This is a genomic window from Halolamina salina (assembly GCF_054653455.1).
In genome coordinates, this window is record NZ_BAAIGE010000002.1 from 2,317,138 (window position 1) to 2,330,472 (window position 13,335).

General features: G+C 69.8%; 15 protein-coding genes. 6 read left to right on the top strand and 9 right to left on the bottom strand.

All coding sequences use genetic code 11. The features are described 5' to 3' along the window. Position 1 precedes the first annotated feature (1 nt). Positions 2-871, bottom strand: coding sequence for a succinate--CoA ligase subunit alpha (sucD, locus tag ACYQZ5_RS12425; RefSeq protein ID WP_459846354.1), 870 nt, complete (start codon positions 869-871; stop codon positions 2-4). Next, entirely contained in the window at positions 868-2,013 is a 1,146-nt protein-coding gene (gene sucC / locus ACYQZ5_RS12430; protein ID WP_379732533.1) for an ADP-forming succinate--CoA ligase subunit beta, read from the bottom strand. The genes sucD and sucC overlap by 4 nt, the downstream gene beginning before the upstream one ends. Before the next feature lie 128 nt (positions 2,014-2,141). Here sucC and ACYQZ5_RS12435 point away from each other — a divergent pair, with 128 nt between their 5' ends. From ACYQZ5_RS12435 to ACYQZ5_RS12450, 4 genes are all read left to right on the top strand, one after another. Further along, positions 2,142-3,068 carry a DMT family transporter gene (locus ACYQZ5_RS12435; RefSeq protein ID WP_379817969.1) on the top strand — a complete coding sequence of 309 codons (927 nt, stop codon included), beginning with the start codon at positions 2,142-2,144 and terminating at the stop codon, positions 3,066-3,068. Between the two features lie 60 nt (positions 3,069-3,128). Continuing rightward, entirely contained in the window at positions 3,129-3,644 is a 516-nt protein-coding gene (locus tag ACYQZ5_RS12440) for a helix-turn-helix domain-containing protein (protein WP_379732600.1), read from the top strand. Between the two features lie 71 nt (positions 3,645-3,715). Continuing rightward, complete coding sequence (locus tag ACYQZ5_RS12445) at positions 3,716-4,909, top strand: alanine--tRNA ligase-related protein (protein ID WP_459846356.1); 1,194 nt, start codon at positions 3,716-3,718, stop codon at positions 4,907-4,909. A 48-nt stretch (positions 4,910-4,957) separates the two neighbouring features. After that, the gene (locus tag ACYQZ5_RS12450; RefSeq protein WP_379732826.1) at positions 4,958-6,103 is read left to right on the top strand and encodes an acyl-CoA dehydrogenase family protein; all 1,146 of its coding nucleotides are present in this window, start codon (positions 4,958-4,960) and stop codon (positions 6,101-6,103) included. Between the two features lie 379 nt (positions 6,104-6,482). Here the strand turns inward: ACYQZ5_RS12450 and ACYQZ5_RS12455 are convergent, their stop codons facing one another. Both ACYQZ5_RS12455 and ACYQZ5_RS12460 read right to left on the bottom strand, forming a co-directional pair. Then, complete coding sequence (locus ACYQZ5_RS12455) at positions 6,483-6,728, bottom strand: DUF5822 domain-containing protein (RefSeq protein WP_379731779.1); 246 nt, start codon at positions 6,726-6,728, stop codon at positions 6,483-6,485. Further along, positions 6,728-7,498: an alpha/beta fold hydrolase gene (locus ACYQZ5_RS12460; RefSeq protein WP_379731780.1), complete on the bottom strand. Its 771-nt coding sequence runs from the start codon at positions 7,496-7,498 to the stop codon at positions 6,728-6,730. Before ACYQZ5_RS12460 ends, ACYQZ5_RS12455 begins: the two co-directional genes overlap by 1 nt. Positions 7,499-7,671: 173 nt before the next feature. On the opposite strand from ACYQZ5_RS12460, the gene ACYQZ5_RS12465 reads away from it, so the two are divergent. Together ACYQZ5_RS12465 and ACYQZ5_RS12470 are read left to right on the top strand one after the other, a co-directional pair. Continuing rightward, the gene (locus tag ACYQZ5_RS12465; protein WP_379731781.1) at positions 7,672-7,923 is read left to right on the top strand and encodes a DUF7127 family protein; all 252 of its coding nucleotides are present in this window, start codon (positions 7,672-7,674) and stop codon (positions 7,921-7,923) included. Next, a complete protein-coding gene (locus tag ACYQZ5_RS12470) occupies positions 7,920-10,199 on the top strand; it encodes a CDC48 family AAA ATPase (RefSeq protein WP_379731782.1) in 2,280 nt (759 codons plus the stop codon). Before ACYQZ5_RS12465 ends, ACYQZ5_RS12470 begins: the two co-directional genes overlap by 4 nt. 48 nt (positions 10,200-10,247) lie before the next feature. On the opposite strand, the gene ACYQZ5_RS12475 is transcribed toward ACYQZ5_RS12470, so the two are convergent. From ACYQZ5_RS12475 to ACYQZ5_RS12495, 5 genes are all read right to left on the bottom strand, one after another. Continuing rightward, the gene (locus ACYQZ5_RS12475) at positions 10,248-11,213 is read right to left on the bottom strand and encodes an oxidoreductase (RefSeq protein WP_379817965.1); all 966 of its coding nucleotides are present in this window, start codon (positions 11,211-11,213) and stop codon (positions 10,248-10,250) included. A gap of 42 nt (positions 11,214-11,255) precedes the next feature. Next, on the bottom strand, positions 11,256-11,534 hold the full coding sequence (locus ACYQZ5_RS12480; protein WP_459846359.1) for a DUF7521 family protein: 279 nt from the start codon (positions 11,532-11,534) through the stop codon (positions 11,256-11,258). A 55-nt stretch (positions 11,535-11,589) separates the two neighbouring features. Further along, positions 11,590-11,877, bottom strand: a complete 288-nt coding sequence (locus ACYQZ5_RS12485) for a hypothetical protein (RefSeq protein ID WP_379732234.1) — start codon at positions 11,875-11,877, stop codon at positions 11,590-11,592. Continuing rightward, positions 11,877-12,248, bottom strand: coding sequence for a helix-turn-helix domain-containing protein (locus ACYQZ5_RS12490; RefSeq protein ID WP_379732235.1), 372 nt, complete (start codon positions 12,246-12,248; stop codon positions 11,877-11,879). The genes ACYQZ5_RS12485 and ACYQZ5_RS12490 overlap by 1 nt, the downstream gene beginning before the upstream one ends. 86 nt (positions 12,249-12,334) lie before the next feature. After that, a complete protein-coding gene (locus ACYQZ5_RS12495) occupies positions 12,335-13,300 on the bottom strand; it encodes a CPBP family intramembrane glutamic endopeptidase (RefSeq protein WP_379732236.1) in 966 nt (321 codons plus the stop codon). Positions 13,301-13,335: the final 35 nt, after the last annotated feature.

Genomic DNA, 13,335 nt, shown 5'->3' on the forward strand with positions numbered 1-13,335 from the left:
CCTACAGGAAGCTCTCGACGTGGTCGGCGACCTCCTCGGGGGTGTCGCCGACGGGGACGCCCGCGTCGTTGAGCGCGTCGATCTTGCTCTCGGCGGTGCCGGTGCCGCTGCCGGAGACGATGGCGCCGGCGTGACCCATCCGCTTGCCCGGCGGCGCCGTGCGGCCGGCGATGAAGCCGGCGACCGGCGTCTCCATGTTCTCGGCGATGAACTCCGCGGCCTGCTCCTCGTCCTCGCCGCCGATCTCGCCGCACATCACGACCGCCTCGGTTTCGTCGTCCTGCTCGAACAGTTCGAGCGCGTCGATGAACGAGGTGCCGATGATCGGGTCGCCGCCGATCCCGACGGCGGTGCTCTGCCCGATCCCGCGCTGGGTGAGGTTGTCCACGACCTGATACGTCAGGGTGCCCGAGCGGGAGACGAGGCCGACCTTCCCCTCCGCGAAGATGTTGCCCGGCAGGATGCCGAGCTTGGCCTCGCCGGGGGTGATGATGCCCGGACAGTTCGGGCCGATCAGGCGGGTGTCGACCTCCGAGAGGCGCTTGTTCACCTTCGCCATGTCCTGCGTGGGGACGCCCTCAGTGATCGCGACCGCGAGATCGACGGGGGCGTCGAGCGCCTCGAAGATGGCGTCGCCGGCAAAGGCCGGCGGGACGAAGATCACGGAGGCGTCGGCGTCCTCCTCGATCGCCGCCTCCTCCACGGTGTCGTAGACGGGGACGCCAGCCGAGGTCTGGCCACCCTTGCCGGGGACGGCGCCGGCGACCACGTTGGTGCCGTACTCGATCATCTGCTCGGCGTGGAAGTTCCCCTCCCCGCCGGTGATTCCCTGTACCACCACGCGCGTGTCGTCGTCGACGAGAATGCTCATTCGTTCACCTCCTCGGCGTCAGCAACCGCACGCTGGACCGCCGACTCCAGCGTCTTCTCGACCGTCACGAGGTCGGTGTTCAGGATCTCCATGCCCTCCTCGGCGTTGGTCCCGGCCAGCCGGACCGTCACCGGCTTGGGGATCTCGTCGAACTGCTCCAGCGCCTCGTTGATCCCCTTGGCGACCTCGTCGCCGCGGGTGATCCCGCCGAAGATGTTGAACACGACCGAATCGACGTTCTCGTCGGAGAACACCATGTCCAGCGCGTTCGTGACGCGCTCGGCCTTGGCGCCGCCGCCGATGTCGAGGAAGTTCGCGGGCGTGCCGCCGTAGTAGTCCACGAGGTCGAGCGTCGTCATCACGAGGCCGGCGCCGTTGCCGATGATGCCGACGTTGCCCGAGAGTCGGACGTAGTCGAAGCCGTACTCGCCGGCCTTACGCTCTAAGTCGTCCTCGTAGCTGTCCTCCTCCATCTCGGCGAGTTCGGGCTGGCGGAACAGCGCGTCCTCGTCGATGTTCATCACGGCGTCGGCGGCGATCACGTCGTCGTCGGCCGTGATCATCACGGGGTTGACCTCGATCTCGGAGGCGTCGGAGCTCTCGTAGAGGTCGAACAGCGTCCGCAGGATCGACGCGACCTCGCCGGCGAACTCTCGGTCGACGCCGGCCTCGTACACGACCTTCCGGGACTCGTAGGGGTGCATGCCGAAGGCGGGGTCGACGTGTTCGCGGGCGATCGCCTCGGGGGTCTCCTCGGCGACCTGCTCGATGTCGACGCCGCCTTCCGTCGAGACCATCGCGACCGGCTCGCCGGCGGATCGGTCCATCGTGACGCCGACGTACAGTTCGTCCACGAAGTCGACGCCGGCCTCCACGAGCACGCGCTCGACGGTGTAGCCCTTGAGGTCCATCCCGAGGATCGACTCGGCGGCCTCGCGGGCCTCGTCCTCGCTCGTGACGATCTCGATGCCGCCGGCCTTCCCGCGGCCGCCGACGTGGACCTGTGCCTTGATCGCGGCGGGGAAGCCGATCTCCCCCACGGCCTCGACGACCTCGTCGACCGAGGAAGCGAGCCGGGACTCCGGCACCGGGATGCCGGCGTCGGCGAACACCTCCTTGGCCTGATACTCGTGTAGTTTCATCGCCTAGAGGAACTCGGGAGCGTGGGGCGCATAATCCCGTCGGTACGCGACGACGTGACGGGCGTCACGGGAACCCACACCCTGCCGCGACCGACGGGTCCTTGTCGCGGGCGACGGAGGAGTCGACGATGGCAGACGCGCTCGCCGCGCCGCCGGTCGTGTACGCGCTCGCGCTGGTGCCGGCGCTGCTGTGGGGGTTCTCGCCGGTGCTCTCCAAGCGCGGGATGGCCGCCGGCGGCACCTCGCTGCAGGCGTCGCTGGTCGTCGTGATCGTCGACAGCGGACTCTATCTCCTCGCGCTCGCCGCGCTCCGGGGCGGGAACGCGTTCGCCGGGCTGTCGGTCGAGACGGTCGGCGTGTTCGTCGTCGCCGGCGTGTTCGGCACCGCGCTCGGCCGCCTCGCGACGTTCGCGGGCGTCGACCGCGTGGGTGCGAGCGTCAACAGCGCCGGCGTCTCCGCCCGCCCGCTGTTCGCGACGCTGCTCGCGGTCGGCTTCCTCGGCGAGCCGGCGGCCCTGACCACCGCCGTCGGCGTCGTCGTGCTCGTCGTTGGCCTCGCCGCGCTCGCGCTCGGGAAAGGCGGCGACATCGGCGGCTGGGAACCGTACGAACTGCTGTTCCCGGTCGGGGCGGCGGTCTGTTTCGCGATCGGGAACGTGCTCCGGCGCTACGGGCTGACCAGTTCGGGCGTGACCTCGCTGGAGGCGGTCGCAATCAACGAGTTGGCCGCACTCGCCGTGCTCGCGGGCTACGCGGCCGCCCGCGGGCGGCTGGGTGAGTTCCGCGACGCGCCCCGGGAGACGTGGGCGTACTTCGCGGGCAGCGGGACAATCACCGCGTTCGCGCTGCTGTCGCTATTCGCGGCGCTCGGCCACCCGCAGGGGACGGTTGCGATCGTCGACCCGCTGGCGGCGACGGCGCCGCTTTTCACCACCGCGTTCGCGTACGTTCTGCTCGGTGACCTCGAACGGGTGACCCGCGGCGTCGTCGTCGGCGCGGCGCTGATCGTGCTCGGGGTGGCGCTCGTCACCGCGGGGCCGGCGCTGGTCGGCTGACGGGGGAGATGACCCGCCCGACGACCACGAATTAATGTCGGCCCGGCACGTAGCCGGCGCATGGCCAAGTACTCGACCGGGAGCGGTGGCGGCGGCGACGACGGCGACGCGTGTGAGCTCTGCGGGACGGAGTCGTCGTCGCTCCGGAAAGCCAACGTCGCGGGCGCGGAGCTGCTCGTCTGTTCGGACTGCGAGCCGATGGGCGCCAACCGCCACAAGGACGAGAAGAAACGCGAGCAGGAGGGCGGGACGCGGGACGGCGAGCGCACGAACCGCAAGAAACGCGCCGCCCAGAACACCGCGAAGCTAATGGACTCGAACGAGCCCGACACCGAGTGGGTCGAGGGGACCGAGTACGACGAGGACAGCCTCCCGTACCTCGTCTCCGACTACGGCGACCTGGCCACCGAGGCCCGGCAGGACGCCGGCCTCACGCCGGAGGAGGTCGCCGACGAACTGGAGATCGACGAAGAGGACCTGCTCGCCGTCGAGGAGGGGCGGGCGGTCCGTGCCGACGTGAGCGGCAGCGTGATCGCGAAACTGGAGGACCGGTTCGGGATCGAACTGTCGGAGTAGGCACCCCGGCTGCGAGCGCGGAGATAGCCGCAGCCCACGGATTTTTGCTGGCCGGGCTGTTTCCCGCAGCCATGCAGACGCTCGCGCCGGACAACCCCGAGACGCTCTCTTTCGACACCGAGGTCGCGGCCGTCGACGGCCGCGAGCTACTGCTCCACGAGACGTACTTCTACCCCGAGGGCGGCGGCCAGCCCGCCGACCGCGGCGTGATCGACGACGTGGACGTGGTCGACGTACAGAAATCCCCCGACGGCGTCGTCCACACGCTGGCCGAGGCGCCCGACCTCGAGAAGGGCGAAACGGTCCACTGCGTCGTCGACGCCACGTTCCGCACCTACTGCAAGCGGGCCCACACTGCGAGCCACGTGCTGTTCGGCGCCGGCCGGCGCGTGCTCGACGACGTGGGCTACGCCGGCTTCGACATCGGCGAGGAGACGGTCCGCGTCGACTTCACCGCCGACACCGAGATCACCGACGCGCGGATGGTCGAGATGGAGCGGCTCGCGAACCGCGCGGTCTGGGACTCCCTGCCCGTCTCGTGGGAGTACCAGAGCCCCGAGACCGCCCGCGAGCGCGAGGAGGTGGCGTTCAACACGAAGACCGAGGAGGGCGCGATGGCCGACGCCGACGAGGTGCGCATCGTCACGGTCGAGGGCTGGGACGTGGCGGCCTGCGGCGGCACGCACGTCTCGAACACGCAGGAGATCGGCCCGATCCACGTGCTGAACCGCTCGAACCCCGGCGAGGGCGCGACCCGGGTGGAGTTCGCGGTCGGGCCGAAAGCGATCGACGGCGCCGCCGAACTCCACGACGCGGCCCGCGAGGCCGCGACGGACCTCGACGTGGCGCCGCCGGACATCCCGGGCGCCGTCGACCGACTGACGAGCGAACGCGACGAACTCCGCGAGGAGGTGGCCGACCTGAAGTCCGAACTGCTCTCCTACCGGCTCGACGACCTCGACCCCGTGGAGCGCGACGGCGGGCGCTGGCTCGTCGGCGCGGTCGAGGGCGCGACGCCGAACGACCTGCAGGGCGAACTGGAGCAGTACGTCGGCGAGGAGATCGATGGCGTGGCGGTCGCCGGCACCTCCGGCGAGACGTTCGTCGTCGTCGCGACCGACGGCGACAGCGACGCCAACGCGGTCGTGCAGGACGTGACCGACGAGTTCGGCGGCGGGGGCGGCGGCAGCCCGACGTTCGCACAGGGCGGCGGCATCCCGGCGCCGCCGCTCGAAGTGGTGGGCTACCTGCGGAACGACGACTGAGGCCCCGGAGTCGGACCGTTTTTGCGCCGCCCGGCCCATCAGTCGGCCATGCAGATCCAGACCGACTCCGCGCTGACCGACGAGCAGCGCGCCATCCGGGACGCCGTCGAGGAGTTCGCCCTCGAGGAGCTCCGCCCCGAGGCCCAGCGGCTCGACGACGAGGAGACGTTCCCCGAGGACGCGTGGGACGACCTCGCCGAACTCGACCTCACCGGGCTGACCGTCCCGACGGAGTACGGCGGCTTCGACGCCGACAGCGCCACCTACGCGGTCGTGAACGAGGCGGTCGCCTACGGCCACCTCGCGGTCGCGACCGCGCTGTCGGTCCACTGCCTCGCGACCTCCTGTATCGCGGAGTTCGGCAGCGACGAGGTGAAAGAGGAGTGGCTGCCGGAGATGGTCGACGGCCGGCCCGTCGGCGCGTTCTGTCTCTCCGAGCCCGGCGCCGGCTCCAACCCCGCGGAGATGACGACCACTGCGGAGAAGACCGAGGACGGCTACCGCATCACGGGCGAGAAGCAGTGGATCACCAACGGCGAGCGCGCCGGCGTGTACATCGTCTTCGCGAAAACGGATCCCGAGGACCGCGGGTCGATCACGCAGTTCCTCGTCCCCGCCGACTACGACGGCGTCGAAGTCGGGAAGAAGGAGCACAAGCTCGGCCTGCGGGCCAGCGACACGACGGGGATGACGTTCGACGGCGTCGAGGTGCCCGAGAAGTACCGCCTCACCCCGGAAGGGAAGGGCCTCTCGGCGGCGTTCAAGATCCTCACCGGCGGGCGACTGGGGATCGCCTCGCAAGCAGTGGGCGTCGCGCAGGCGGCGCTGGACGAGGCGATCGCCTACGCCGGCGAGCGCGAGCAGTTCGGGAAGCCGATCGGCGACATCGGCGCGATCCGGCAGAAGATCGCCGACATGGCGACGCAGGTGGAGGCCTCACGGCTGCTCTGCCGGGAGGCCGCTCGGCAGGCCGACGCCGGGGAGGATTCGCGGGTGATCGCGTCGATGGCGAAGTACTTCGCGAGCGAGGCGGCGATGGACGTGACCAACGAGGCCGTGCAGATTCACGGCGGCTACGGCTACATGAGCGAGTTCGACGTGGAGCGGTTCTACCGCGACGCGCGGATCACGACGATCTACGAGGGGACCAGCGAGATTCAGAAGACGATCATTGCGCGGGATCTGCTGGATTAGGTGGGTTCGTCGGTGCTACTGTCTCCGTAGGAGGTGACAGCAACAGCAGCTCGATGCTTGGCCACTTGTAACCGCAGGGTGCCGAGCACGAGGCTCGGCACAGCGCCGAGTCCCCACCCCTCCCCCGCGGGCCGGCGGCCGCTGCCGGCCCGCGGCGTCCACCGCCACCGCACCGCGGTCGTTGTCGGCGCGAGGCGGACGCGGCCTCGTGCCGCGTGTCAGCGCGAGGGACGACTGACCGAGTGAAACGAGGGAAGGAGTCGGCTGGGGAGGTTCGTGGGCTGTGCGGGGCGGTGCGGTCGCAAGTGGTCAACGACCGAGGTGCTGTTGCCGTCGCGGTCGCTGTCACAGTCCCCGTCGAAACCCTTCGAGAAACCAACTACGCAGAATCGTCCGACTGCTGCCACCGCGCGTACAGGTACACGCAGATTCCCGTCATGACCCACACCGGCGCGCCCACGCGGACCGCGAAGGAGACCCGCGACCCCCAGTCCGGGAGCGCGACCTGCGTCGACAGCAGCGCCACCACCGGCGCGCCGACGACGATCGTCAGCACGAACGTCACCTGCATCACCCAGCCGAAATCGACGCCGTCGGGGTCGGTCGTGGCGACGCGTTCGGGCATCAGATCCGGTCGAGGAACGACTCCAGCGTGCTGTTGAACGCCGCGGGCTGTTCGAGCATCGCCAGGTGGGCGGCGTCGTCGATCGTCGCGAGTTCGCAGTCGGGGATCGACGCCGCCAGCGCCTCGTGGTAGTGCGGCGGCGTGAGCTTGTCGTGCTCGCCGACGACCGCCAGCGTCGGGACGTCGATCTCGTCGAGCCGGTCGCGCACGTCGAAGCTGTGACAGCTCCGGAAGTCCCGGGCGGTGACCGCCTGCCCGGTCTCGCGCATCGCCGCTTCGCTGATCTCGACCAGTTCGTCGTCGGGGTCGTGGAACAGCCGGTCCGAGCCGTGGAGGAACTCCACCGCGCGGTCGAACTCCGACTCCAGCCAGACGAGCAGGTCGTCGAGCACGGGCAGGCGTGCACCCGTCCCCGCGAGCACGAGGCCGTCGAGATCGAGGCCCCGATCCAGCGCGACGAGCATCGCCACCGCGCCGCCGAGAGAGTTGCCACAGAGCACGCGGTCGCCCGTCTCCTCGGCGACGGCGACAACGTCGTCGGCGTAGCCCGACAGCGCCTCGTACCCCGGCTGTGCGGTCAGCGACCCGCTCTCGCCGTGGTCGCTCAGGTCCAGCGCCGTCACCGGCGTCCGGTCGGACAGCCGGGACTGGGACTTCCAGACGCCCGCGCTCCCGCCGCTCCCGTGAACACAGAGCAGCCCCGGCCCGTCGTCGGTCCGCGCCGAACGACGGTACGAGATCCCCCGACCGTGGTGCGAAACCCGCTTCATACTGTCGTGTCACTCGCGGCGAGCATAAATCCGCGGGACCGCGGGCCGCCGGACTCGAGAGGAGCGGGGTCGGTCCGAACCGCTACCTCACCCGTAATCGGACACCCCGGCGCAGTCGTGCGGTTTTCTGGCGACAGATTTAAATAGATACGACGATTACTTGGAGTTAGCTAATGACCACTCACCAACGCAGTATCAGTGACGAGGAGTTCGGTCGGGTCTACGAGTACGACGACACTCTCGTGGTCGCGATCGATCTCGCCGACGCCGAGGGGGAGGTCGCCGTCGACACGGTCGGCGAGACCGCCATCGTCGTGGTCGAGGCGGCGGACGGCACGGTTACCGAACGCGAGTTCGAACTCCCGGGGGAGGCGCGTGAGACGACCGTCAACAACGGCGTGCTGACCGTGGAGGTGGCGAAATGAAGCTCACGGTCAAGCCGCTGAAGCAGAAGGACGCCGGCCGCCGGCTGGCGGCGGTCGACCGCGTCGCCGCCGACGAGATGGATCTCTCCGGGGGCGACTTCATCCGCATCGAGGGCCAGCAGGGCGCCGCGATCGCCCGCGTCTGGCCGGGCTACCCCGAGGACGACGGCACGGGCGTCGTGCGTATCGACGGCCGGCTGCGACAGGAGGCCAGCGTCGGCATCGACGACCGCGTGGAGGTCGAGGCCGCCGACGTGAACCCCGCCGACAGCGTCACCGTGGCGCTCCCCCAGAACATGGGGATCCGCGGCGACATCGGCAGCCTCGTCCGCAAGGAGCTGTCGGGCCAGCCCGTCACCACCGGGCAGGACGTCCAGCTTCCGCTGGGCTTCGGCCTGATGGGCGGGCAGGGACAGGCGGTGCCCCTGAAGATCGCCGAGACCGACCCCAGCGGGACGGTCGTGATCACCGACTCCACCGAGGTGGAGATCAGCCAGCAGCCCGCCGAGCAGATCCGCGAGGAGCGCGGCGGCGCGTCCGGCGCCGGCGGCTCGGCCACCGAGGGTCCCGACGTGGCCTACGAGGACATCGGCGGCCTCGACGACGAGCTCGAACAGGTCCGGGAGATGATCGAGCTCCCGATGCGCCACCCCGAGCTGTTCAGCCGGCTGGGGATCGAACCCCCGAAGGGCGTGCTGCTGCACGGCCCGCCGGGCACCGGGAAGACGCTGATCGCGAAGGCCGTCGCGAACGAGATCGACGCCTCGTTCCACACCATCTCCGGCCCCGAGATCATGTCGAAGTACTACGGGGAGTCCGAGGAGCAGCTCCGCGAGGTGTTCGAGGAGGCCCAGGAGCAGAGTCCCGCGATCATCTTCATGGACGAGCTGGACTCCATCGCCCCCGCGCGTGACGAGGCCGGCGGCGACGTGGAGCGCCGCGTGGTGGCCCAGCTCCTCAGCCTGATGGACGGGCTGGAGGAGCGCGGCGAGATCGTCGTGATCGGCGCGACCAACCGCGTCGACGCCATCGACCCCGCGCTGCGCCGCGGCGGCCGCTTCGACCGCGAGATCGAGGTCGGCGTGCCGGACACCCACGGCCGCGAGGAGATCCTGCAGGTCCACACGCGCAACATGCCGCTGGCCGACGACGTGGATATCGAGGCGCTCGCGGAGAACACCCACGGGTTCGTCGGCGCGGACCTCGAGTCGCTGGCGAAGGAGTCGGCGATGATCGCGCTCCGGCGGTTCCGTCCCGAACTCGACCTCGAGGCCGACGAGATCGACGCCGAGACGCTGGAGCGGCTGGACGTGACCGAGGACGACTTCAAGAAGGCGCTGCGGGGCATCGAGCCCAGCGCCCTGCGCGAGGTGTTCGTCGAGGTCCCGGACATCACCTGGAACGACGTCGGCGGCCTCGAGGGCACCAAGGAGCGACTGCGCGAGACGATCCAGTGGCCGCTCGACTACCCCGAGGTGTTCGAGCAGATGGACGTCGACAGCGCGAAGGGCGTGCTGCTGTACGGCCCGCCGGGCACCGGGAAGACGCTGCTCGCGAAGGCCGTCGCCAACGAGGCCGAGAGCAACTTCATCTCGGTGAAGGGGCCTGAGCTGCTGGACAAGTACGTCGGCGAGTCCGAGAAGGGCGTCCGCGAGATCTTCAGCAAGGCCCGCGAGAACGCCCCCACGGTGGTGTTCTTCGACGAGATCGACGCCATCGCGGCCGAACGCGGCCAGAACACCGGCGACTCCGGCGTGGGCGAACGCGTCGTCTCCCAGCTGCTGACGGAGCTCGACGGGCTCGAGGAGCTGGAGGACGTGGTGGTCGTCGCGACCACGAACCGCCCGGACCTGATCGACAGCGCGCTGATCCGGCCCGGCCGGCTGGACCGCCACGTCCACGTCCCCGTGCCCGACGAGGACGCGCGCCGCAAGATCCTCGACGTCCACACGCGGGACAAGCCGCTGGCCGACGACGTGGACCTCGACGACATCGCGGCCCGCACCGACAACTACGTCGGCGCCGACCTCGAGGCGCTGGCCCGCGAGGCGTCGATGAACGCCACCCGGGAGTTCATCAACAGCGTCGACCCCGAGGAGGCCGCCGAGAGCGTGGGCAACGTCCGCGTGACGATGGCCCACTTCGAGGAGGCGCTGGACGAGGTGGTCCCCTCGGTGACCGAGGAGACCAAAGAGCAGTACGAGGAGATCGAACAGCGCTTCAAGCGCAGCGAGCCTGCCGAGGAGCAGGAGCCCGCCGCGCCGACGTTCCAGTAACGGCGTCGCGAACGCCGTAGACCGCTTTTCCGGGTTTTCGACGGGGAGCTACGCCTCGGGCAGATCGTACTCGACGCCGGTCAGATTCTCGGATACGTCCCAGAGCCGTGCCGCGGTCTCCTCGTCGTACGACGCCGGGCTGGACTCCTGTTTCTCCGGGGCGCCGCGCATGTTCATCAGGCCGCCGGGGCCGACGTACTCGCCGCCCGCCACGTCGTCAGCCGTCGCCGCGTACAGCATCGGGAGCGCGCCCTGCTCGGCCGACTGCGCGAGCAGGGCGTTGGCCGCCTTCATCGCCAACAGCCGCAGCCGCGACCCCGACTCCTCCGGGCCGCGGAACTGGAGGTTCGTGTCGGCGAACCCGGGGTGGCAGCCGACGCTGACGGTGTCGGCGCCGACGGCGTCGAGCCGGCGATCCAGTTCGTAGGCGAAGAGGAGGTTCGCCAGCTTGCTCTGAGCGTAGGCGCCCCACTTGTCGTAGGACCGCTCGCGCTGGAGGTCGTCGAAGTCGATCTCGCCCTGCTCGTGGACGCCGCTGCTCTGGGTGACCACTCTGGTCTCGCCCGCCGTTTCCCGGAGGTCGTCGAGCAGGTGGCCCGTGAGCGCGAAGTGGCCGAGGTGGTTGATGCCGAACTGTCGCTCGAACCCGTCCGCGGTCTCCCCGCGGGGGACCGCCATCACGCCGGCGTTGTTACAGAGAACGTGCAGGTCGTCGAAGTTCTCCCGGAAACTGTCGGCGAAGCGCGCGACGGAGTCCAGATCCGCGAGATCCAGTTCCATCACGGTCAGCGATCCCGCGTCGGGCGCCGACGCCCACGCGGGACCGTCGGCGAGCGTCGCCCGGATTTCCTCGGCGGCGGCCTCGGCCCGGTCGAGGCTCCGGCAGGCCAGCACCACGTCCGCGCCGTGGCCCGCGAACGCCTCGGTGGCCTCGTAGCCGAGCCCGCTGTTCGCGCCGGTGACGACGACGGTGCTGTCGGTCTGCTCGGGCATCGACGACCGATCCCAACTCATGGCTGAACGGTCGGTCAGGACCCGGGTAACGGTTCCGGTGGTTCAAGCCCGCGTGAACGCGTAGAGTATCGAGAGCAGGCCGGCCGTCGAGATACCGAAAAAGGCCAGCAACGGGACGAGTTCGTTCCGAGTGACGAACACGACGGTCAGCGTCGAGACGGCCTGCTGGACCGTCGTCACGAGGGCGATACCGACGCCCAGGAACAGCACCGCACGGTCGTCGTTACGCCGGTAGCCACGGTAGGCCTGATAGCCGATGTAGGCACCGAGTAGCAGTACCGCGACGGTGACGGCCATCGTCGCGTACTCGATCGGGGCCAAACCCCGTGGGACCAGTTCGCCGAGACCGCTAGCCGGCCCACCTGCCTGCAGGAGGTTACTCACCGTGCATCACCCCGACGACGATCAGGAGTCCGGCGAGTTGGGTCGAGCGGACGAGCAGCGGCACCCACGACCCGCCGGGCACGACGGCGCCGAAGCCGAGTCGCATGAGCGTCGGGACGGCTGTCACGAGCACGATTCCGGCCGCGAGGCGGAGCGCCGTCCTGTTCCCGTCGCCACGGCGGTACCCGCGCACGGCGACGACTACGACTGCCAGCGGCAGCGCTACCCACAGCAGGAAGCCGACTGCGAGCACGGCGTCGACGGGAGTGATCTGGAGCATCATCGGAGGTCGTCGAACGCCGCGGTGAGGCGGTCCGCGGGGTCGCTCGGTTCGCGGTCGATTCGCACCTCGAACCCGTCGGCAGTCAGTTCCGCGACCACGCAGTCGAGCCGTGCGCGGTAGGTTTTGTAGTGGTGGCCGTCGAGGTCGAGTTGCTGCTGTTCGGTTACGAGGTCGTGGTCAGTCAGGCGGGAGAGCCGGTCGTACACCGTCGACGGCGCAGCGTCGAGTCGCTCGGCGATGTCGTCGGCCGCGAGTTCCTCCCGATAGGTGAGCACGAGCGTCGCGCGTGCGTACTCGTCGTCGAGCAGCGCGACGACGTCGGCGTCGTCGGCGTCGATCGCGACGACAGTGCTCCCCTCACCGGACATTGCGCCCATCTGTAGTGTCGAGGTCCGTAAACGTGCAGGGTCGGTCGTTCGGGTCGCGGTGGTCGCTGCAGGTGTCACCGGCGACGCTACTCGACGGGGTCGGCGCTCCCCGTGGACTCGCTCGCGCCGGCGTCGCCGCGACTGAACACCGACGACCGGGCCAACAGCCAGCCAGCGACGACCAGCCACCCGACTGCGCCGATGACGCCGCCGGTCCCCGGACCGACAGCGAGGTTCGGCGTCTGCTCGGCGACTGCGGGTCCCCAGCGAGAACTCGTGTTGAACGCCGCGTGCCCGACGGCCGCGGGCCAGACGCTGCCGGTCCGGTAGGTCGTCCACGCGAGGAACGTCCCGTACAGCGTCGTGACCCACGCTATCGCCGCCATCCCGAGCCACGTCGCGTTCGGGTAGTTCACGCCGAGGTAGATGAACGGGAAGTGCCAGATTCCCCAGAGTACGCCGGTAAGGACCGTCGCCGTTCTGGTCCCCAGCGGCGAGAGCTTCGGCAGGAGGTACGCGCGCCAGCCGACTTCCTCGCCGAGCAGCATCACCGCGCCCAGCACGAGGCTGGCGAGAGTCACCGCGGCGACGGTAGCGAGGCCGACGCCGATGCCGAGGCCGCCGACGCCGACAGCCGTCACGTACGCCGCGAGCGGGTCGGCAGCGAGGGACGCCGGGAAGACGGCGAAGTAGACGACTGCGCCGACCACCGCCAGCACGAGCGGGACGAGAGCCGCGACGAGGTACGTCCGCCAATTGCCCCGGAAATCCGGAACGAGGAGCAACTGTTCGACGCCCAGCCCCTCGTCGGTGAGCCAGCGGGTGAGAAGCGTGGCGAGGGCGGGGGTGAAGCTCGCGGCCACGATGATGGCGTTGTACGTGGCCGCCGAGAAGTTTCGGTCGGCGACGGTGGCGCCCTCGAGGAGGAGGTAGCCGGCCGCGAGCCAGTGGAGGCCGAACGCGATAGCGAGGAAGACGCCCAGTTTCCGGGTCGGAAGGGTCGCGGGGACGACGGCGGCGAAGCGATCGTGGATCGCACTGTCTCGGGTCATGGACAACTGAACGTACGCCAGCCACCCGTAAACGC

What these genes read in the sequence shown, in the direction of transcription:
- ACYQZ5_RS12495 (WP_379732236.1), bottom strand. Translation starts at nt 13,300, where the DNA reads ATGACCCGAGACAGTGCGATCCACGATCGCTTCGCCGCCGTCGTCCCC.
- sucD (WP_459846354.1), bottom strand. Translation starts at nt 871, where the DNA reads ATGAGCATTCTCGTCGACGACGACACGCGCGTGGTGGTACAGGGAATC.
- sucC (WP_379732533.1), bottom strand. Translation starts at nt 2,013, where the DNA reads ATGAAACTACACGAGTATCAGGCCAAGGAGGTGTTCGCCGACGCCGGC.
- ACYQZ5_RS12460 (WP_379731780.1), bottom strand. Translation starts at nt 7,498, where the DNA reads ATGAAGCGGGTTTCGCACCACGGTCGGGGGATCTCGTACCGTCGTTCG.
- ACYQZ5_RS12465 (WP_379731781.1), top strand. Translation starts at nt 7,672, where the DNA reads ATGACCACTCACCAACGCAGTATCAGTGACGAGGAGTTCGGTCGGGTC.
- ACYQZ5_RS12470 (WP_379731782.1), top strand. Translation starts at nt 7,920, where the DNA reads ATGAAGCTCACGGTCAAGCCGCTGAAGCAGAAGGACGCCGGCCGCCGG.
- ACYQZ5_RS12475 (WP_379817965.1), bottom strand. Translation starts at nt 11,213, where the DNA reads ATGAGTTGGGATCGGTCGTCGATGCCCGAGCAGACCGACAGCACCGTC.
- ACYQZ5_RS12440 (WP_379732600.1), top strand. Translation starts at nt 3,129, where the DNA reads ATGGCCAAGTACTCGACCGGGAGCGGTGGCGGCGGCGACGACGGCGAC.
- ACYQZ5_RS12450 (WP_379732826.1), top strand. Translation starts at nt 4,958, where the DNA reads ATGCAGATCCAGACCGACTCCGCGCTGACCGACGAGCAGCGCGCCATC.
- ACYQZ5_RS12445 (WP_459846356.1), top strand. Translation starts at nt 3,716, where the DNA reads ATGCAGACGCTCGCGCCGGACAACCCCGAGACGCTCTCTTTCGACACC.
- ACYQZ5_RS12455 (WP_379731779.1), bottom strand. Translation starts at nt 6,728, where the DNA reads ATGCCCGAACGCGTCGCCACGACCGACCCCGACGGCGTCGATTTCGGC.
- ACYQZ5_RS12485 (WP_379732234.1), bottom strand. Translation starts at nt 11,877, where the DNA reads ATGCTCCAGATCACTCCCGTCGACGCCGTGCTCGCAGTCGGCTTCCTG.
- ACYQZ5_RS12490 (WP_379732235.1), bottom strand. Translation starts at nt 12,248, where the DNA reads ATGTCCGGTGAGGGGAGCACTGTCGTCGCGATCGACGCCGACGACGCC.
- ACYQZ5_RS12435 (WP_379817969.1), top strand. Translation starts at nt 2,142, where the DNA reads ATGGCAGACGCGCTCGCCGCGCCGCCGGTCGTGTACGCGCTCGCGCTG.